Annotated in this window: 15 protein-coding genes; 6 read left to right on the top strand and 9 right to left on the bottom strand. The window is 70.4% G+C overall.

Features of this window, described 5'->3' with window-relative positions:
• Positions 1 to 113 precede the first annotated feature (113 nt).
• The 3 genes from OG413_RS21920 (at position 114) to OG413_RS21910 (ending at position 3,147) form a co-directional block, all read left to right on the top strand.
• Positions 114 to 1,439: a DUF2252 domain-containing protein gene (locus tag OG413_RS21920; protein ID WP_266808001.1), complete on the top strand. Its 1,326-nt coding sequence runs from the start codon at positions 114 to 116 to the stop codon at positions 1,437 to 1,439.
• 105 nt (positions 1,440 to 1,544) lie between these two features.
• Entirely contained in the window at positions 1,545 to 2,270 is a 726-nt protein-coding gene (locus tag OG413_RS21915; protein ID WP_266807999.1) for a hypothetical protein, read from the top strand.
• 61 nt (positions 2,271 to 2,331) lie between these two features.
• A complete protein-coding gene (locus tag OG413_RS21910; protein ID WP_266807998.1) occupies positions 2,332 to 3,147 on the top strand; it encodes a DsbA family protein in 816 nt (271 codons plus the stop codon).
• A gap of 131 nt (positions 3,148 to 3,278) precedes the next feature.
• On the opposite strand, the gene OG413_RS21905 is transcribed toward OG413_RS21910, so the two are convergent.
• A complete protein-coding gene (locus OG413_RS21905; RefSeq protein WP_266807996.1) occupies positions 3,279 to 3,857 on the bottom strand; it encodes a dienelactone hydrolase family protein in 579 nt (192 codons plus the stop codon).
• A 37-nt stretch (positions 3,858 to 3,894) separates the two neighbouring features.
• Here OG413_RS21905 and OG413_RS21900 point away from each other — a divergent pair, with 37 nt between their 5' ends.
• Positions 3,895 to 5,055 carry a mechanosensitive ion channel family protein gene (locus tag OG413_RS21900; RefSeq protein ID WP_266810289.1) on the top strand — a complete coding sequence of 387 codons (1,161 nt, stop codon included), beginning with the start codon at positions 3,895 to 3,897 and terminating at the stop codon, positions 5,053 to 5,055.
• A gap of 113 nt (positions 5,056 to 5,168) precedes the next feature.
• Here OG413_RS21900 and OG413_RS21895 read toward each other — a convergent pair whose 3' ends face one another.
• A complete protein-coding gene (locus tag OG413_RS21895; RefSeq protein WP_266807994.1) occupies positions 5,169 to 6,755 on the bottom strand; it encodes a Na+/H+ antiporter in 1,587 nt (528 codons plus the stop codon).
• A gap of 240 nt (positions 6,756 to 6,995) precedes the next feature.
• On the opposite strand from OG413_RS21895, the gene OG413_RS21890 reads away from it, so the two are divergent.
• Positions 6,996 to 9,317: a glycoside hydrolase family 95-like protein gene (locus tag OG413_RS21890; RefSeq protein WP_266807992.1), complete on the top strand. Its 2,322-nt coding sequence runs from the start codon at positions 6,996 to 6,998 to the stop codon at positions 9,315 to 9,317.
• A 15-nt stretch (positions 9,318 to 9,332) separates the two neighbouring features.
• Here the strand turns inward: OG413_RS21890 and OG413_RS21885 are convergent, their stop codons facing one another.
• The 4 genes from OG413_RS21885 to OG413_RS21870 are packed head-to-tail and all read right to left on the bottom strand — an operon-like array spanning position 9,333 to position 12,253.
• Positions 9,333 to 9,809, bottom strand: a complete 477-nt coding sequence (locus tag OG413_RS21885; RefSeq protein WP_266807990.1) for a GNAT family N-acetyltransferase — start codon at positions 9,807 to 9,809, stop codon at positions 9,333 to 9,335.
• The gene (locus OG413_RS21880; RefSeq protein ID WP_073725281.1) at positions 9,806 to 10,747 is read right to left on the bottom strand and encodes an RluA family pseudouridine synthase; all 942 of its coding nucleotides are present in this window, start codon (positions 10,745 to 10,747) and stop codon (positions 9,806 to 9,808) included. Before OG413_RS21880 ends, OG413_RS21885 begins: the two co-directional genes overlap by 4 nt.
• A gap of 23 nt (positions 10,748 to 10,770) precedes the next feature.
• Positions 10,771 to 11,421: a signal peptidase II gene (gene lspA / locus OG413_RS21875; RefSeq protein ID WP_266807988.1), complete on the bottom strand. Its 651-nt coding sequence runs from the start codon at positions 11,419 to 11,421 to the stop codon at positions 10,771 to 10,773.
• A gap of 58 nt (positions 11,422 to 11,479) precedes the next feature.
• A complete protein-coding gene (locus OG413_RS21870; protein ID WP_266807987.1) occupies positions 11,480 to 12,253 on the bottom strand; it encodes a TraR/DksA C4-type zinc finger protein in 774 nt (257 codons plus the stop codon).
• A gap of 537 nt (positions 12,254 to 12,790) precedes the next feature.
• Here OG413_RS21870 and ileS point away from each other — a divergent pair.
• A complete protein-coding gene (ileS, locus tag OG413_RS21865) occupies positions 12,791 to 15,940 on the top strand; it encodes an isoleucine--tRNA ligase (RefSeq protein ID WP_266807985.1) in 3,150 nt (1,049 codons plus the stop codon).
• A gap of 621 nt (positions 15,941 to 16,561) precedes the next feature.
• Here ileS and OG413_RS21860 read toward each other — a convergent pair.
• The 3 genes from OG413_RS21860 to OG413_RS21850 form a co-directional block, all read right to left on the bottom strand.
• Positions 16,562 to 17,710, bottom strand: coding sequence for a DivIVA domain-containing protein (locus OG413_RS21860; protein WP_266807983.1), 1,149 nt, complete (start codon positions 17,708 to 17,710; stop codon positions 16,562 to 16,564).
• Between the two features lie 49 nt (positions 17,711 to 17,759).
• A complete protein-coding gene (locus tag OG413_RS21855; RefSeq protein ID WP_073725276.1) occupies positions 17,760 to 18,044 on the bottom strand; it encodes a YggT family protein in 285 nt (94 codons plus the stop codon).
• Between the two features lie 89 nt (positions 18,045 to 18,133).
• Entirely contained in the window at positions 18,134 to 18,757 is a 624-nt protein-coding gene (locus OG413_RS21850) for a cell division protein SepF (protein ID WP_266807981.1), read from the bottom strand.
• Positions 18,758 to 18,867 lie beyond the last annotated feature (110 nt).

Genomic DNA, 18,867 nt, shown 5'->3' with positions numbered 1-18,867 from the left:
GGGGCACTCCCGGGTACGGTCGCGCGTTGTAGAGGCTGGGACGCCTGTCCTTTTTGTCATGTCCTCAGTCACGCTTTCAGTCATGTACGTCCGGTACCAGGAGGCACCAAGAAATGTCGGAAACGCAGACCGGCGCAGCGCGGCGCGGGGAGCAGATTCTCGCCGTTTTCGACACCGCATTCGGTGAGCTGCTGGCCGCCGACCCCGCGGCCTTCCGGGTCAAGTTCCGCAAGATGGCGGGCTCGGCCTTCGCCTTCTACCGGGGCACGGCATGCCTGTTCTACGGCGACCTGGAGCGCGAGCAGCACAGCGGCCAGTACCTCGACGAGCGCACCGGACGGGTCTGGATCCACGGCGATCTGCACGCGGAGAACTTCGGTACGTACATGGACGCCAACGGCCGGCTGGTCTTCAACGTGAACGACTTCGACGAGGCGTATGTGGGCCCCTTCACCTGGGACCTCAAGCGCTTCGCCGCCTCCGTCGCCCTGATCGGTTACGCGAAGGCGCTGGGCGACGACCAGATCAGCGAGCTGGTACGGATATACGCCGCCGCCTACCGGGAGCGGATCCACGCCCTGGCGACCGGCGCGAAGAATGACGAGCTGCCGCCGTTCACGCTGGACACCGCCGACGGTCCGCTGCTGGACGCGCTGCGTGACGCCCGCTCGCTGACCCGGTTCTCGCTGCTGGACTCGATGACGGAGATCCGGGACTTCGAGCGGCGGTTCGCCGCCGGTGGCGGGGCGATCGACCTGGACGCGGCGACCCGCTACAAGGTGCTGTCCGCGTTCGACGGCTATCTGGAGACGCTGCCGGAGTCGAGCCTGACCCGCCCCGACTCCTACCGGGTGAAGGACGTCGTGGGCCGGCGGGGCATCGGGATCGGCTCGGCCGGACTGCCCTCGTACAACATCCTTCTGGAGGGCACCAGCGACGCCCTGGAGAACGATGTGGTGATCTACCTCAAGCAGGCGCAGACCCCGGCGGTCTCCCGGCACATCACCGACGCGGCCGTGCGGGACTACTTCCAGCACGAGGGGCACCGCACCGTCATCTCGCAGCGCGCGCTCCAGGCACACGCCGACCCGTGGCTCGGCTGGACCGAGCTGGACGGCGCGGGCCAGCTGGTCGCCGAGGTGTCGCCGTACGCGGTCGATCTGGACTGGTCCGACATCGACGAGCCGGAGGAGATCGCGGCGGTCGTCGCGGATCTCGGCCGGGCGACGGCGACGATGCACTCGGCGGCGGACGACGAGAGCGGGCACTCGCTGGTGCCGTTCTCCACGGAGCGGGCGATCGACGCGGCCATCGCGGCCGACGAGGAGGGCTTCGCGGAGCTGCTGGTCGACTTCGCCCACAGTTACGGGGCCCGCACCCGCGCCGACCACCAGATCTTCGTGGACCTCTTCCGCAACGGCCGCATCCCCGGCCTGTAGGCCGGGCCCCCGGACCGCCGCGCCGGGCCGGGCCGGTCCGTCCAGTCGGGCCGGTCCAGCCCGTTTAGGGGTCGTTTACAGGTACACATGACACACTCTCGGGCGATGGACATCTCAGGGACGCAATTCAGGGTGGTGCGCGCGGCACTTTTCACCGCGCTCGTCGTCACCCTGTCCTCGGCGTCCCATGTGCTGCTCTCCCGGGTCCCGCTGCCGCTGAGCGTGGTCGCGATGCTGGCCTGCCTCGTCTTCGCCACGGCATACGCGCTGGCGGGCCGGGAGCGCGGCTTCGGGGCGATCGCGGGGCTGCTCGTGCCGCTGGAGCTGGCCGCCGACACCGTCTTCACCACCGGTCAGCACCTCTGTTACGGGGCGGCCGGCGGGCCCATCGCGGGCCCGCTGCGCTCCGTGGGCGTCGATGTGCTGTGCGGTGGCGAAAGCGGCGCGGGCGGCGCGCAGCTGGCCGGTGTCGGCGCGGTGGGCACCCCGCTGGCCGGGGTGACCGGTGCCGGGGACCGGGCGGCCGCCCTGCTGGCGCAGCCGGGACCCGCGGTGCCGTGGCTCCTGCTCGCCGCCCATGTGACCGTCGGGCTGCTCGCCGCGGCCTGGCTGCGGCACGGAGAGGCGGCGCTCGCGGGGCTGCTGCGCGCGGTGGCCGCCCTGGCGTTCCGGCCGCTGCTGACCGCCGTCGCCGTGGTGGGACACGCGGGCCGCCCCGCGGCCCGGGGCCCGCGCCCCGTCGGGCGCCCGCATCCGCTCTTCCCGGCCCGCCTCCTCGTGCACTCCGTGGGACGGAGGGGACCGCCGCTGCCGGCCCGTGTCACCGCTTGAGCATGTGACACGTACCCGCACAGCGCCCCCACACGTCACCACGTATCCACGGAGAACGATCATGAGCAATCGCAACACCCAGGCCAACAAGGCAGCGGCCCGCGACCGGCTGCGTGCCGAGCGGGAACGCCAGGCGAAGAAGGACAGGGCCCGCAAGCAGATCGTCGTCGGTGTGTCGGTGGTCGCCGCCCTGGCGGTCATCGGCGGCATCAGCTACGGCGTGATGCAGCTGAACAAGCCCGACGGCTGGAAGGCCGCGGCGGACGCGAAGAATGTGACCGCCCCGAAGAACACCTCGGGCGACGACGGCACGACCGTGGTCATCGGCAAGTCGACCGCCAAGAAGACCCTTGAGCTGTACGAGGACTCGCGCTGCCCGATCTGCGCCACGTTCGAGCAGGCGGTCGGCGAGACCGTCGCGAAGGACGTCGACGCGGGCAAGTACAAGATCAAGTACATCGGTGCGACCTTCATCGACAACTCCGACAACGGTGAGGGCTCCAAGAACGCCCTGAGCGCCCTGGGTGCCGCGCTCGACGTGAGCCCCGAGGCGTTCCTGGACTACAAGGCCGCGCTCTACTCCGCGAAGTTCCACCCGGAGGAGCGCGTCGACAAGTTCGCCAAGGACAGCTTCCTGATCGAGGTGGCGAACTCGGTGGACGCGCTGAAGGGCAACAAGGCGTTCCAGAAGAACGTCGAGGACGGCACGTACGACGCCTGGGCGATGAAGATGTCCAAGACGTTCGACAAGAGCGGGGTCAAGGGCACGCCCACGCTGAAGATGGACGGCAAGCCGGTCACCGCCGAGGGCAGCGAGAACGCCCCGATGACCGTGGCCGACTTCACGACCGCGGTCGACAAGGCGCTCAAGGCGTAACCGCGTCACCGCCTCACCGCGTCACGGATGACAGCAGGGCCCCGCACCGAAGTGCGGGGCCCTGCCGCATGTCCGGCGCGTCCGGGATGTCCGGCCCGTCCGGCGCGTCAACAGCGGGGCGGGAAACGCGTCTACAGCGTGGCGAGAAAACCGAGCGCGACCTTCCAGGTCTGCTCCGCCGCCACCTCGTCGTAGTCGTGCAGATCCGGGTCGGTGAACAGGTGCCCGGCGCCCGGGTAGCGGTAGACCTCCACATCGGCGCCGGTCCGCCGCATCTGGAGGTACCAGCTGTTCAGCCAGTCGTGCGACTCGAACGGGTCGGGGTCGGCGACATGCAGCTGTACGGGCAGCTCGTCCACGGAAGCGTTCTCCGCGATGTCCGACGTGCCGTGCAGGAGCAGCAGTCCGCGCGCCTTCTCGTCGCCGAGGGCCAGGGTCTGCGCGGTGGCCGCCCCCAGGGAGAAGCCCGCGTACACGAGCCCCTGGTCGGAATAGGGCGCCGCGGCCAGCACCGCGCGCCTGAGCAGCTCGTCCTTGCCCACCTGCTCCTTGAAAGCCATGCCTTCCTCCACCGTGTCAAAGGTGTGCCCCTCGAACAGATCGGGCACCCGCACCTCATGGCCGGCGGCCCGGAGCCGGTCGGCCGCGGCGTGCACAGCGGGCCGCAGCCCGTAGGTCGAGTGGAAAAGCATGATGTTCATGAGGCCCATGGTGCCAGCTATGTCCCAGAGCTTGGAGGACGAGGCAATGGAGTACGTCCTGCGCCCGCTGATCGTCGTCGGCGGTTCCGTGGTGATCACCCTGCTGGTCGGCTGGCTGGTCGATCTGCTGCTGCGGCGGGCCGACAGCCGCCATCACGACACCCCCCTGTGGGGTCTGTTGCGCCGCTGCCGGCTCCCCGTGCAGCTGGTGCTCTGCACCGCCCTGCTGAGAGCCACCTTCGGTCACGCCCGGCTCGGCCTGGTGAACGATCATCGGGCCGGTATCGGCCAGGTCCTCACCCTCGCGCTGATCGCCGCGTCGGCGTGGCTGGTGGTGCGGGTCGCGGCGACGGTCATCGAGGCGTCGTACGCGCGCTACACGGCGGCGACCCGTGATCCGGCCCGGGTGCGCCGGGTGCGTACGCAGGTGACGCTGATCCAGCGCGTGGTCACCGCCGTCGTGGCGACCGTCGCCGTCGCGGCGATGCTGCTGACGTTCCCCGCGATGCGGACGGTCGGCACCTCGATGCTCGCCTCCGCGGGTGTGCTGGGCATCGTCGCGGGTGTCGCCGCCCAGTCCACGCTCGGCAACCTCTTCGCCGGGCTGCAGATCGCGTTCGGGGACATGGTGCGGATCGGCGACACGGTGGTGGTGGACGGCGAGTGGGGCACCGTCGAGGAGATCACGCTGACCTTCCTCGCGGTACGGACCTGGGACGAGCGGCGGATCACGATGCCCGTCTCGTACTTCACCAGCAAGCCGTTCGAGAACTGGTCGCGCGGCGGGGTCCAGATGACCGGCACGGTCTTCCTCCACCTCGACCACTCGGCGCCGGTGGCCGCGATGCGTGAGCGGCTGCGCGACATCCTCGGCGAGTGCGCCGCGTGGGACGGCCGTGACTGGTCGCTCGCGGTCACCGACACCACCCCGTCGACGATCCAGGTGCGGGCCGTGGTCACGGCGAAGGACGCGGACGACATCTGGACGGTGCGCTGCGCGGTACGGGAGCAGCTGGTCGGCTGGCTGCGGGATCACCATCCGTACGCGCTGCCGCGGATCGCCACCTCGCCCGCGGTGCTTCCGCCGGGCGAGCGGTGGGCGGAGCTGACCGGGGCCGCCTGGGCCGCCGGGGAGACCGGCCGCAACGGCAGCGGTCCCGGTGCGGGGACCGGCGACAGCAGGGCTCCGCGGACGGGGCGCGGCTGACACCGCGCGGGCCACGCCCGCTCACACCCCGTGCCCCGCGTACGTCTCCGTCATGCGCCGCGCGCCCCGCGCCTCCCGCACCCTCCCGTGCCCTTCCCGCGCTCCGGCGTGCCTCAGCGCAGGCTGCGTACGTCCAGGTAGCGCAGCACCCGGTCGACCACCTCGGGGTCGGCGCCCGGTTCGCTGCGCGCGGAGAGCACCGCGTGGCGGGCGGCCGACATCATCTCGCGCTGGACGCGGCTGACCGCCCTGAACCGGTCCGCGCGCTTCGCGTACGCCTCGCGCCGCTCCTCGTCGACCATGTCCGGGCTGATCCGCGCCCCGATGTCGTACGCCGCGCGCTGCAGCCGCTCGATGACGTCCTCCGGGAAGTCCTCGACCTCCTGGATCTCCTTGAGCCGGTGTTTGGCGGCTTTGGCGGCGCGGATCGCGAGGTCCCGTTCCAGGGCCTCCTCGGCGTCCGTGTCGGCGCGCACGCCTAGCTTGCGCACCAGCCAGGGCAGCGTGAGCCCCTGGAAGACGAGGGTCGCCATGATGACGGCGAACGCGATGAAGATGATCTCGTCACGGCCGGGGAACGGCTTCCCGTCGTCCGTCTCCAGCGGGATCGCCAGCGCCAGCGCGACCGAGGCCACCCCGCGCATCCCGGCCCACCACATGACGACGGTCTCCCGCCAGCTGGTGGGGATCTCCTCGCTGACGTCCCGCCGTTTGTGCAGCCGCTTGGCGAGCCAGGTCGCGGGCAGCAGCCACAGCAGCCGTACGCCGACGACCACCACGACGATCGCGAGGCCCCAGCCCACCATCTCCAGTTCGCGCCCGTCGGCCGTGCCGAAGACGCTGTGGAGTTCGAGGCCGATCAGCCCGAAGGCGACACCGGTGACGAGGGTGTCGACGATCTCCCAGAAGGTATGTCCGGTGAGGCGTCCGAGGACGTCGTCGGCGTCCGCGGTGTGCTCGGCGAGGAAGAGTGCCGTGGTCAGGACCGCGAGCACGCCCGACCCCATCAGCTCCTCCGCGAGGACGTAACTCACGAACGGCACGAGCAGGGAGAGGCCGACCTGAAGAGTGGCGTCCCCCAGGATGCCCATCAGTTTGATGGTGAGCCAGCCGAGCGCGAGCCCGACGACCACCGCGACGACGGCGGACAGGATGAGCAGTCCGATGGCCTCGGGCAGCGAGAAGGTCCCGCTCACCGCGGCGGCGATCGCCACGTGGTAGAGCACGATCGCGGTCACATCGTTGAACAGCCCCTCGCCCTCCAGGATCGAGACCAGCCTGCGCGGCAGTCCGACCGAGCCCGCGACGGCCGTCGCGGCGACCGGGTCGGGCGGGGCGACGAGCGCGCCGAGGGCGACCGCGGCGGCGATGGGCAGCCCGGGGACGATCGAGTTGGCGACCGCGGCGACCGCTGCCGTGGTGACGAAGACCAGCGCCACGGCCAGCAGAAAGATCGGTCGTCTGTTGGCGGCGAACTGCCGCCAGGAGGTGCGCTGCACGGCGGCGTAGAGCAGCGGCGGCAACAGCGCGGGAAGGATGATCTCCGGCGGGATGTCGACATTCGGTACGAAGCTGGTGAACGCCATCGCGATCCCGGCGAGCGTCATCAGCACCGGCGCCGGGAGGCCCAGCCGCTCCCCCAACGGCACCGTGACCACGGCTCCGAGCAGGAGCAGGAGCAGCAGTGCCATTTGGTCCACGATGTGCCTTCCGGGGCGTGCGAAGTCGAGCGGTGATCGGTCGATCGGGGCTTCCACCCTGCCATGCAATGCCTGCAAATCAGGCAACACCCCCCTCCGTCCGCCCTCTTGGCGCCGCATTCCTCCGATGTCTTTGCCGTCGCACCTCTTCCGCCGACCTGCCGAGGGGGGCAGTATGCGGCGGGCACGGTTCAGGCACGCGAACCACCGACACGTATATGACCGGCAGGAGAGGCCCACATGACCGAGTTCTCCCGAAGGCGTTTCGTCTCCACCACGGCCGCCGGAACCACCGCCCTCTGGCTCGCCGGCTCCCCTACGGCCTGGGCGTCCCCGCCCGCCGACGCGGCCGGCCCGGCCTCCTGGGACCCGTACGAGAACACCGTCCGTGCGGCGGCCATGACCTGGCGACGGCTCCCCACGGGCTGGCAGGAGGCCCCGTTCCTGGCCAACGGCTATCTGGGCGCCCAGTTGTACGCGGGCGCGACCCCGAACACCCTGAAGCTGATGCTGAGCCACAGTCAGGTACAGGACCAGCGCGGGCAGTGGCGCGGCGGCATCGGCTACTCCCGGCTCCCCGTCGGGTACTTCACGCTCACGCTCGCCGGAGAGATCACGGCCGTCGACTGGACGCTCGACCTGTACGACGCGGAGCTGCGCGGCACCGTCACCACCACCCGCGGCAGCCTCGCGTTCTGCGCCCTCATCCACAACGACACCGGTGCGCTGCTGCTCTCCACCCGGCCGACGGCGGGCGAGGAGGCCGCCGCCTGGACCTTCCAGTGGCTGCCCGCCGCCACCACACGTACCAGCGGCAGGCCCGCGGACTACACCCCCAACCCCGCCCCGCGGGTGGGCGACGGCTTCGTCGAGCAGCCGCTGCTCGCGGGCGGCGGCTGGAGCACCGCGTGGCGCGAGCGCCGCGAGGGCACCGGACGGCTGCTCGCCGCGCACCTCGTGTACCGCTTCCCCGGCAAGGCGGCCGAGGCGACCGCGGCCGCGCTACGGGCCGTGGACCGCACCCTCGCCACCGACCCGGACCGGCTGGTGGACCGCCACCGCGACTGGTGGCACGCCTACTACCGGCGCAGCTTCCTGTCCGTACCGGACAAGCGGCTGCAGAGTTTCTACGTCACCCAGCTCTACAAGCTCGCCTCGGCGACCCGCGCCCGGGGTCCGGTCATCTCCGAATGGGGCCCCTGGTTCCCGGAGGTCGGGAACAACTGGACCGCGGTCTGGTGGAACCTCAACGTCCAGATCGGCATGGCACCGGTCCACGGCTCCAACCACCCCGAACTCGACTCGGTGACCCACGCCCTGCGCCGCTTCGAGCACAACCTGCCCGCCTCCGTCCCGGCCGCGTACCGCGACGGGGAGAGCTACGCCCTCGGCCACCCCTCCGACTGGCGGCTGCGCGCGGGCGACACCTACGACGTCGGGATACCGGGCTCGGACCGGATCTCCGACAACTTCGGGAACCTCACCTGGGCCCTGCACCACGTCTGGCTGGCCTACCGGCACTCGATGGACCCGGCCGTCCTGCGCGACGTGGTGTATCCGATCCTCGCGAAGGCGATCACGTTCTACGCCCACTTCCTGCGCGAGGGCTCCGACGGCCGGCTGCATCTGCTCACCACCCGCTCCCCCGAGTACGCCGACGCCGCGGACTGCACGTACGACCTCTCGCTCATCCGCTGGGGCGTGCGCACGCTCATCGGATCGGCGGAGCTGCTGCGCCACGACGACCCCCGGCTGGGGCACTGGCGGGACATCGACCGGCGTCTCACCCCGTACGCCGAGGACCCGGCGGCCGGAGTCATGATCGGCAAGGACGTGCCGCTCGCCGCGTCGCACCGCCACCACTCCCATCTGCTCTGGCTCCACCCCCTGCGCGAGCGGAACTGGGACCGCGCGCCGGACCGCGCCGTCATGCGGCGCAGCATGGACCACTGGGTGTCCATGCGGGAGCTGTGGCACGGGTACAGCTACGCCACGGCGTCGTCCATGTACTCCGTGATGGACGAGCCGGAGAAGGCGCTCGACTTCCTGACCTTCTTCACCGACCTGAACGTGGCCGCCGACTGCGCGATGACGGTGAACACGATGTACCGGGAGGGGCGCAACCTCGCCCTGGAGAGCCCGCTGTCCGCCGCCCAGTCGATGCTCGACATGGTGGTGCAGGGACACGACGGGGTGGTGAAGGTCTTTCCGTCCCTCTCGCGGCGGTGGGCGGACGCGTCGATCGCCTCACTGCGCACCCAGGGCGCGTTCCTGGTGGACGCGGACCGCTCGGGCGGTCTCACCCGCTGGGTACGGGTGCGCAGCGAGGCGGGCGCGCCGCTGACGCTGGAGCACTCGGTGAAGGGCGAGATCGACGTACGGGACGGGCGCGGGCATCCCGTGCGCCGACGGGAGACCGGCCCCGGCCGGATCACGCTGGACGTGCCGCGCGGGGGCACCGTGCTGATCACCCCGCGCGGTGCGCGCCGTCCGGAGACCGGTCCGCGCGAGGTGCCGTCGAACGGCGCGTGGACACGCTGGGGGCTGCCGGACTCGGACTGAGGTACGGAGGTCCGCTCAGAGCGTGCGGCGCATCGCCCGGTGGGCGATGCCCGCGTCCGGGAACTCGGGGCCGTAGGCCACATACCCGAGCCGCTCGTAGAAACCGAGGGCATGGGTCTGGGCGTGCAGATCGACGGCGCCCAGGCCCAGCGTGCGCGCCTCGTCCTCGATGGCGCGCACCAGTGCGGCGCCGACGCCGAGCCCGCGCGCCGTCCGGGTCACGGCGAGCCTGCCCAGCGCGCCGACCGTGAGGTCACCGCCGGTCCGGTCCGCCGCGGCGGCGCCGTGCAGCAGCCGTCCCGTACCGAGCGCCGAGCCGTCCGCCGCGCGGGCGAGGACATGTACCGCACCTGCGTCGTGGGCGTCGTACTCGATCTCCTCGGGCACCTGCTGCTCACCGACGAAGACGTCCTTGCGGACCTGGAAGCAGGCCGCCAGATCGCCGTCGTCGAGAGCCCTGCGGGTGGTGTACGGGGCGGGCCCGGTGGTCACTCGCTCTCCGCCACGATCGTGTCGAGGGCCTGCTGGAGGTCGTCCGGGTAGCCGCTGGAGAACTCCACCCAGCTGCCGTCGGAGGGGTGCTCGAAACCGAGGCGCACGGCGTGCAGCCACTGCCGGGTCAGGCCGAGGCGCTTGGCCAGGGTCGGGTCGGCACCGTAGGTGAGGTCCCCGACGCAGGGGTGGCGGTGGGCCGACATGTGCACCCGGATCTGGTGCGTGCGGCCCGTCTCCAGCTTGATGTCGAGCAGGCTCGCGGACCGGTACGCCTCGATCAGGTCGTAGTGCGTGATGGACGGCTTGCCCTCGGCCGTGACCGCCCACTTGTAGTCGTGGTTGGGGTGGCGGCCGATGGGGGCGTCGATGGTGCCGCTCATCGGGTCCGGGTGGCCCTGCACGAGGGCGTGGTACTTCTTCTCGACGACCCGGTCGCGGAACTGGGCCTTGAGCAGGGTGTAGGCGCGCTCCGACTTGGCGACGACCATCAGCCCCGAGGTGCCGACGTCCAGGCGGTGCACGATGCCCTGGCGCTCGGCGGCACCGGAGGTCGAGATCCGGTATCCGGCCGCCGCGAGGCCGCCGATGACCGTGGTCCCGGTCCAGCCGGGGCTCGGGTGGGCGGCGACGCCGACCGGCTTCACGATCACGACGATGTCGTCGTCGTCGTGCACGATCTCCATGCCCTCGACGGGCTCGGCGACGATCTGGACCGGAGCGGGTGCCTGCGGCATCTCCACTTCCAGCCAGGCGCCACCGTGCACCCGCTCGGACTTCCCGGCCACCGCACCGTCCACCTGGACCTTCCCGGCGGCGGCCAGCTCTGCGGCCTTGGTGCGGGAGAAACCGAACATCCGGGAGATGGCGGCGTCGACACGCTCGCCTTCCAGGCCATCGGGTACGGGCAGGGTGCGGATCTCGGGATGCGTACTCACCTGTCGAGTATGCCTTGCGCCTGCTAGTCCTTGTGCACGGTGCCGTCGGGGTCAAGCCCCTTGAAGGAAAGGATCACGATCAGGATGCCGCCGCAGACGATCGCGGAGTCGGCGAGGTTGAAGACCGCGAAGTGCGCGGGGGCGATGAAGTCGACCACCGCGCCCTTGAACACGCCGGGCGCACGGAAGATGCGGTCGGTGAGATTGCCGAGCGCACCGCCGAGCAGCAGTCCCAGCGCGATGGCCCACGGCAGGCTGTAGAGCTTGCGGGCGAGCCGGGCGATGACGACGATCACACCGGCGGCGATCACGGTGAAGATCACCGTGAACGCCTCGCCGATCCCGAACGCGGCACCCGCGTTCCGGATCGCGTTGAACTTCAGCCAGTCGCCGAAGATCTCGATGGGCTCCTGGTGCTCCAGCTTCGCGACCACGATCATCTTGGTGGTCAGGTCCAGCAGATAGGCGACGACGGCCACGGCGAAGAGGACCAGGATCTTCCGCTTGCCCCTGTCCTGGGCCGTGCTGCCGCTCCCGCCGGAGCCGTCGCCCTCGACGGTGCTCTCGGCCGAGCCCACGACCGTGCCGTCGGCGGCCTTCGGGGGCTCGACCCCGTCGGCCCCCCCTGCATCAGGGATATCCGGCGTACCGATGATGCGCTCCGCCTCTGCCACGTGAGTCCCTCAACCTAGGTGCCTGACTGAGGACGAGGGTACGACACACCCCGGCGGATCAGCCGCGTCGCTCCTGCTTCTGTTTGTCCTCCACGCACAGGGTGGCCCGGGGAAATGCCTGCATCCGTGCCTTCCCGATCGGTTTGCCGCAGATCTCGCAGAGTCCGTACGTCCCCGCCTCCAGCCGGGCCAGGGCCCGCTCGGTCTGCTCCAGCATCTCCTGCGCGTTGGCGGCGAGCGACAGCTCGTGCTCGCGGGTGATGTTCTTCGTTCCGGTGTCCGCCTCGTCGTCGCCCGCGCCGTCGCCGGAGTCCCGCATCAGTCCGGCCAGCGCGGCCCCCGATGCCTCCAGCTCGCTCCGCAGCCGCATGACCTCGCTGGTCAGCTCCGTGCGCGCCTCGGTGACCTCCTCGGGCGTCCAGGGGTCCTCCCCGGGCCGTACCGCCAGCTCGCCGGGCGCGGTCGCAGCGGCCGCGCGGGCCTGCGGCACCGCCGCCGCCCCCTTTCCGGCAGCTGTGGTCCGACCCGCGCTCTTCTTGGCTACCACCGTGGTGGCTCCCGTCTGCTCGGCGGCCTGGGCCGCCCCCATGGCCGCCGCTGCGGCCTTCTTCGAAGCCTTCTTGACCGCGCTCTTCTTCGCCGGCGCCTTCCTGGCCGCCGTCTTCTTCCCCGCCGCCGCCCCGGCCGCGGTCTTCTTCGCCGCCGCCTTCTTCGCCGGGGCCTTCTTCGCGGCCGTCTTCTTCGCCGCCGCCTTCTTGGCCGGTGGCGTCCTGGCGGCCTCCTTCTCGGCCACGGTCTCCACGGTCTCTTTCGCCGTCTTCTTCGCCACCATGGCCGCGGCCCCTTCACATATTGTGATCTTGCACGCGAATCGTGCTGGGACGATAAATCGACCCCAGCTCCGCGGCAACGGGGCACGCCGCCGTTCGCCCCTCCCTGTGCCCGGGTCGTGGCGCGCTTGCCTCCGTTGTGCCCAGCTCCCCGCCCGGTAATCCGCCCCCGCCACGGGCCGGAAAGTCCGTCCGCCCCCCTCTGGCCATTCGGGTCATACCCGGGGCCGCGGTTGAACCGGTCGGCCGTCGCCCGTACGGGCCCGTACACTGGCCTCAGCGAGAGGCATGGATGGGACGAGTAGCGTCGTACGCAGCCAGCAGCGACCCGGGGACGGTGGAAGCCCGGGGGGCGAGCGCGTCGTGAAGATCACCCGGAGCCGTCGGAAGAACGCCGCAAGGCCAGTAGACCCGGCATCGCGACCCCAATGAGGGGGCCAAGGGCACACGCCCGGGGCCAAGGAGGGTGGTACCGCGGGAGCGACATGCTCTCGTCCCTCCGACGGAAGTGGAAAACGTCCGCCGGAGGAAGCCCGCACATGACATCGCCGCAGTACCGCCAGGTACCCGCCCAGATCGACCTGCCCGCGCTGGAGCACGCCGTGCTCGACTTCTGGCAGGACAGCAAGATCTTCGCCAAGAGCCTCGAACAGTCCGAGGGCCGCCCGGAGTGGGTCTTCTACGAGGGCCCGCCCACCGCCAACGGCATGCCCGGCGCGCACCACATCGAGGCCCGCGTCTTCAAGGACGTCTTCCCCCGCTTCCGCACCATGCAGGGCTACCACGTCGGCCGCAAGGCCGGCTGGGACTGCCACGGCCTGCCGGTCGAGCTCGCGGTCGAGAAGGAGCTGGGCTTCAACGGCAAGAACGACATCGAGGCGTACGGCATCGCCGAGTTCAACGCCAAGTGCCGCGAATCCGTGACCCGGCACACCGACGCCTTCGCCGAGCTGACGACCCGGATGGGGTACTGGGTCGACCTGGACGACGCGTACCGCACGATGGACCCCGAGTACATCGACTCCGTGTGGTGGTCGCTGAAGGAGATCTTCAACAAGGACCTGCTGGTCCAGGACCACCGGGTCGCCCCCTGGTGCCCGCGCTGCGGCACCGGGCTCTCCGACCACGAGCTGGCGCAGGGCTACGAGACGGTCGTCGACCCGTCGGTCTTCGTACGCTTCCCGCTGACGAGCGGCCCGCTGGCCGGCGATGCCGCGCTCCTGGTCTGGACGACCACGCCCTGGACCCTGGTCTCCAACACCGCCGTCGCCGTACACCCCGAGGTCACCTACGTCGTCGCGACGAACGGCGAGGAGAAGCTCGTCGTCGCGCGGCCCCTGCTGGAGAAGGCCCTCGGCGAGGGCTGGGAGACCACCGGCGAGTCGTTCACCGGCGCCGAGATGGAGCGCTGGACCTACGAGCGCCCGTTCACCCTGGTCGACTTCCCGGCCGAGGCCCACTACGTCGTCAACGCCGACTACGTGACGACCGAGGACGGTACGGGTCTGGTCCACCAGTCCCCCGCCTTCGGCGCCGACGACCTCGTCGTCTGCCGCTCCTACGGCCTCCCGGTCGTGAACCCGGTCCGCCCCGACGGAACCTTCGAGGAAGACCTGCCGCTGATCGGCGGCGTCTTCTTCAAGAAGGCCGACGAAGCGCTCACCGAGGACCTGGCCGCCCGCGGCAAGCTGTTCCGCCACGTCCCGTACGAGCACAGCTACCCGCACTGCTGGCGCTGCCACACCGCGCTGCTCTACTACGCGCAGCCGTCCTGGTACATCCGTACGACCGCGATCAAGGACCGGCTCCTCGAAGAGAACGAGAACACCAACTGGTTCCCCGAGTCGGTCAAGAACGGCCGCTTCGGCGACTGGCTGAACAACAACGTCGACTGGGCGCTGTCCCGCAACCGCTACTGGGGCACACCGCTGCCCATCTGGCGCTGCGAGGACAACCACCTCACCTGTGTCGGCTCGCGCGCCGAGCTCGGTGAGCTGACCGGCACCGACCGGACGGACCTGGACCCGCACCGTCCGTTCATCGACGAGATCACGTTCACCTGCTCGCACGAGAACTGCCAGCTGGAGGCGTACCGCGTCCCCGAGGTCATCGACGCCTGGTACGACGCGGGTTCGATGCCGTTCGCGCAGTGGGGCTACCCGTACAAGAACAAGGAGATCTTCGAGAACCGCTACCCGGCGCAGTTCATCTCGGAGGCCATCGACCAGACCCGCGGCTGGTTCTACACGCTCATGGCCGTGGGCACGCTGGTCTTCGACAAGTCGTCGTACGAGAACGTGGTGTGCCTCGGCCACATCCTCGCCGAGGACGGCCGCAAGATGTCCAAGCACCTGGGCAACATCCTCCAGCCCATCCCGCTGATGGACCAGCACGGCGCCGACGCGGTGCGCTGGTTCATGGCGGCGGGCGGCTCCCCGTGGGCGGCGCGGCGCGTGGGCCACGACACCATCCAGGAGGTCGTCCGCAAGACCCTCCTCACGTACTGGAACACGGTCGCCTTCCAGGCCCTGTACGCCCGTACGTCGAACTGGGCCCCCTCCGCGGCCGACCCGGCACCGGCGGACCGCACGGTCCTGGACCGCTGGCTGCTCAGCGAACTCCACGCGCTGGTGGACCAGGTCACCCAGGCGCTGGACGGTTACGACACCCAGCGCGCCGGCAAGCTGCTCTCCGCCTTCGTGGACGACCTGTCCAACTGGTACGTCCGCCGCTCGCGCCGCCGCTTCTGGCAGGGCGACAAGGCTGCGCTGCGCACGCTGCACGAGGTCATCGAGACGGTGACCCGGCTGATGGCCCCGCTGACCCCGTTCATCACCGAGCGGGTCTGGCAGGACCTGATCGCGCCGGTCAGCCCGGACGCCCCGGAATCGGTGCACCTCTCCACCTGGCCGAAGCCGGACCTGGCGGCGATCGACCCCGCGCTCTCCACACAGATGGCCCTGGTGCGCCGCCTGGTGGAGCTGGGCCGGGCCACGCGCGCCGAGTCGGGCGTCAAGACCCGCCAGCCGCTGTCCCGCGCGCTGGTCGGCGCCTCCGGCTTCGAGACGCTCTCCCCCGAGCTCCGCGCCCAGATCACCGAGGAACTGAACGTCACCTCGCTGGCCTCCCTCTCGGACGTCGGCGGCTCGCTCGTCGACACAACGGCGAAGGCCAACTTCCGCGCCCTGGGCAAGCGGTTCGGCAAGGGCGTCCAGGCGGTGGCCAAGGCCGTCGCCGACACGGACGCGGCCGCGCTCTCCCTGGCCCTGCGCGAGGGTACGGCATCGGTCGAGGTGGACGGCGAGACGGTCACCCTCTCCCCCGACGAGGTGATCATCACCGAGACACCGCGCGAGGGCTGGTCGGTGGCCTCCGACTCGGGCGCCACGGTCGCCCTGGACCTGGAGATCACCCCGGAACTGCGACGCGCGGGCCTCGCCCGTGACGCGATCCGCCTGATCCAGGAGGCCCGCAAGAACAGCGGCCTGGACGTGGCGGACCGGATCGCGGTGCGCTGGACGTCCACGTCCCCCGCCACGGTGGAGGCCCTGACCGAGCACGCGCCCCTGATCCAGGACGAGGTCCTGGCCCTGGACTACGCACAGGCCGAGGCGGACGACACGTACGGCACCCCGTTCGAGGACGAGGGCCTGTCCCTCACATTCCGCCTCCGCAAGACGGAGCAGTAACCCAAGCTCCCCCACCCACCCCAAGGGCCCGCCCGGACCACACCCGGCCGGGCCCTTCCCCATGCCCACCACCCCTTGAGAACACCCCGCAAGCCCACCCCACCCGACCTCCCGAGCCAGCCCGGCACCTCCCCAACCCGCCTGGCACCTGAGGCCACATCTCAAGCCCACTCGCCCCTCAACTCCCGGACCCACCCCGCACTTCCCCAGCCCGCCCGGCCTCCCGAGCCTGCCCGGCGATTGAGGGCACATTTCAGCCCGTCCGGCGATCGAGGCCGCATCTCAAGCTCACTCAACCCCTCACCCCCCGACCCACCCCGCCCTCCCGAGCCCGCCTCACACCTCCCCAACCCACCCCGCCCCAACCCACCCGGCCTCCCCAGCCCGCCCGGCGATTGAGGGCGCTTTTCTAGCCCGTCCGGCGATTGAGGACCGGGGCCGGGGGCAGCGCCCCAGTTTCGGGAAGGGGCGAGTAGGGGAACCAAGCCCGCCGCAGGCGCCCCACCCGCACCCCCAGCCCCGCACACCCACCCGCCCACGACAAAGGGCCGGGCCCCAGGGAAACCCCAGGACCCGACCCTTCGCCTGCCGACGGCTACGCGCTCAGCGAGCGCAAACCGCTCAGTTGTCGTCCTCGTCGATCAGGAACCCACGCATCGGCGAAGGCGCCTGCTGCATCGGCTGCGGCGCCTGCGGCCGCACCGGCGCCATCGGCTGCGTCATCGCGGGCGACATCTGCTGCTGGCCACCGTACGAAGGCGCACCGCCCATGGACGCGTTGGCGCCCATCTGCTGGCTGCTGTGCCCGACGTGGTTGCCGCCCCCCATGGGGTGACCCATGGCTCCCGCACCGGCCGGAGCCAGCGAAGGCGACGGCGGCAGCGAAGCGGTCGCCGGGGTCCGCGGCGGAGCCAGCGAGTCGTCGGCCTGGGTCTCCAACTGACGCAGCTGGCTCTCCAGGTAGGACTTCAGACGGGTCCGGTACTCGCGCTCGAAGCCCCGCAGGTCCTCGACCTTGCGCTCCAGCGTCGCGCGGGCCGACTCCAGCGAGCCCATCGCCACGCGGTGCTTCTCCTGCGCGTCCCGCTCCAGCGCGTCGGCCTTGGCACGCGCGTCGCGCTCCAGGCCCTCGGCACGGCTGCGCGCCTCGCCGACGATCTTGTTGGCCTCGGAACGGGCCTCCGCGATCGCCTGGTCGGCGGTCTGCTGTGCGAGCGAGAGGACACGGGCGGCACTGTCGCCACCGGGGCCCTGACCGGGCTGCTGCATCTGCGGCTGCTGCTGCTGTTGCATCTGCTGCATCTGCTGCTGCTGGGCATGACCGCCCATGGGGCCGCCCATCGGGCCACCCATGGGACCGCCCTGCATCGGTCCGGGGCCGTGCGGGCCCTGCGGACCGGGACCGTGGCCACCCTGGGGGCCATGGCCACTGGGACCGGCGGGCAGCTGCGGCGCGCCACCGGGCAGCTGGGGCGGACCCATCTGCGGGGGCTGCTGCTGCACCGGCGGACCGGATATGGCGGCGGGAACGGGCGCACCGGGCCGGTCCTGCGGCTCCGGCTTGCGCATGCCCTGCTGCTGCTGGTTCTGCGCGGCGGCACGCGTCGCGGCGGCCAGCTTGGCGCGCAGGTCCTCGTTCTCACGGAGCAGACGGGTCAGCTCCGATTCGACCTCGTCGAGGAAGGCATCGACCTCGTCCTCGTCATAGCCTTCTCGGAGGCGGACGGTCGTGAACTGCTTGTTCCGCACGTCCTCGGGGGTCAGCGGCATCTCTTCTTCACCTCTACGTAGTCGTCGGCAGTCGGCAAGACCGTATCGCTCACAACCTGACCACAACTCTGATCAGGATGTAGACGATGATCATCAGAACGAAGAAGGACAGGTCGAGTGCCACGCCCCCGAGACGCAGCGGCGGAATGAACCGCCGCAGGAGCTTGAGCGGTGGATCGGTGACAGTGTAAGTGGCCTCAAGAACGACCACCATCGCCTTGCCGGGTTGCCATGAACGTGCGAACTGGAAGACATAGTCCATGACCAGCCGGAAGATCAGCACGATGAGGAAACACATCAGCGCGATATAGACCACATCCCGTGCGACGCCCATTCCCGCGCTTCCCTCTCCCCTGGCTCTCGTAACTCCGGCCTCCCGGCCGGCACCGGCCTCTCGGCCGGGTTGTTCCCGGTGTCGTGTTCTCAGCTCTGGTTGAAGAATCCGCCCTCTGCGATACGGGCCTTGTCCTCCGCCGTGACATCGACGTTAGCAGGCGACAACAGGAACACCTTCTGCGTCACGCGCTCAATGCTGCCATGGAGACCGAAGACGAGTCCTGCGGCAAAGTCGACAAGTCGCTTCGCATCCGTGTCGTCCATCTCCGTGAGATTCATGATCACCGGAGTGCCCTCACGGAAGTGTTCCCCGATGGTACGGGCCTCGTTGTAGGTCCTGGGGTGAAGCGTGGTGATGCGGTAAGGCTCCCGCTCGGACACGACCTTGGGCATGATCACCGGTGCGTTCTTCTCCATGTTCGGGCGTTCAGGTGTGATGGACGCCACGGGGGCGATTCGGGCGGGTCGTCCGCTTTCTGCGGGGAGCTGAACCGGCTCGCGCTGCGCGGGTGGTTGCACCACTCGCACCGGTTCGTCCCGTTCGCGCTCGCGCTCCCGATCCACCTGATGCGCGGGCTGATGCCGCCGCCGGTCCCGCTCGGGCTCCGGCTCGGGTTCGAATTCATCGTCGGGGTCGAACCCCGGACCGTCGTACCCATCGTCCTCCACGAGGCCGAGGTAGACCGCCATCTTGCGCATCGCGCCGGCCATGCTCTGAGTCCTCCGCTCTGTGGTGGATCGGCATTCGTCACCAAGTGCCCGCGATCCACTGTGGCCTGCCCGTTCGGAGCGGGAATGACCATATTTTCTGCTGTGGTCCG

The organism is Streptomyces sp. NBC_01433 (assembly GCF_026340105.1).
Classification (GTDB): Bacteria; Actinomycetota; Actinomycetes; order Streptomycetales; family Streptomycetaceae; genus Streptomyces.
The sequence above is the reverse complement of the archived record's forward strand: the minus strand, read 5'-3'. Positions and strand labels throughout refer to the sequence as shown.

Excerpts from the sequence above, each read along its gene's own strand:
- OG413_RS21920 (WP_266808001.1), top strand. The coding sequence starts at position 114 with ATGTCGGAAACGCAGACCGGCGCAGCGCGGCGCGGGGAGCAGATTCTC.
- OG413_RS21870 (WP_266807987.1), bottom strand. The coding sequence starts at position 12,253 with ATGGTGGCGAAGAAGACGGCGAAAGAGACCGTGGAGACCGTGGCCGAG.
- OG413_RS21915 (WP_266807999.1), top strand. The coding sequence starts at position 1,545 with ATGGACATCTCAGGGACGCAATTCAGGGTGGTGCGCGCGGCACTTTTC.
- ileS (WP_266807985.1), top strand. The coding sequence starts at position 12,791 with ATGACATCGCCGCAGTACCGCCAGGTACCCGCCCAGATCGACCTGCCC.
- OG413_RS21860 (WP_266807983.1), bottom strand. The coding sequence starts at position 17,710 with ATGCCGCTGACCCCCGAGGACGTGCGGAACAAGCAGTTCACGACCGTC.
- OG413_RS21890 (WP_266807992.1), top strand. The coding sequence starts at position 6,996 with ATGACCGAGTTCTCCCGAAGGCGTTTCGTCTCCACCACGGCCGCCGGA.
- OG413_RS21900 (WP_266810289.1), top strand. The coding sequence starts at position 3,895 with ATGGAGTACGTCCTGCGCCCGCTGATCGTCGTCGGCGGTTCCGTGGTG.
- OG413_RS21910 (WP_266807998.1), top strand. The coding sequence starts at position 2,332 with ATGAGCAATCGCAACACCCAGGCCAACAAGGCAGCGGCCCGCGACCGG.
- OG413_RS21850 (WP_266807981.1), bottom strand. The coding sequence starts at position 18,757 with ATGGCCGGCGCGATGCGCAAGATGGCGGTCTACCTCGGCCTCGTGGAG.
- OG413_RS21905 (WP_266807996.1), bottom strand. The coding sequence starts at position 3,857 with ATGGGCCTCATGAACATCATGCTTTTCCACTCGACCTACGGGCTGCGG.
- OG413_RS21855 (WP_073725276.1), bottom strand. The coding sequence starts at position 18,044 with ATGGGCGTCGCACGGGATGTGGTCTATATCGCGCTGATGTGTTTCCTC.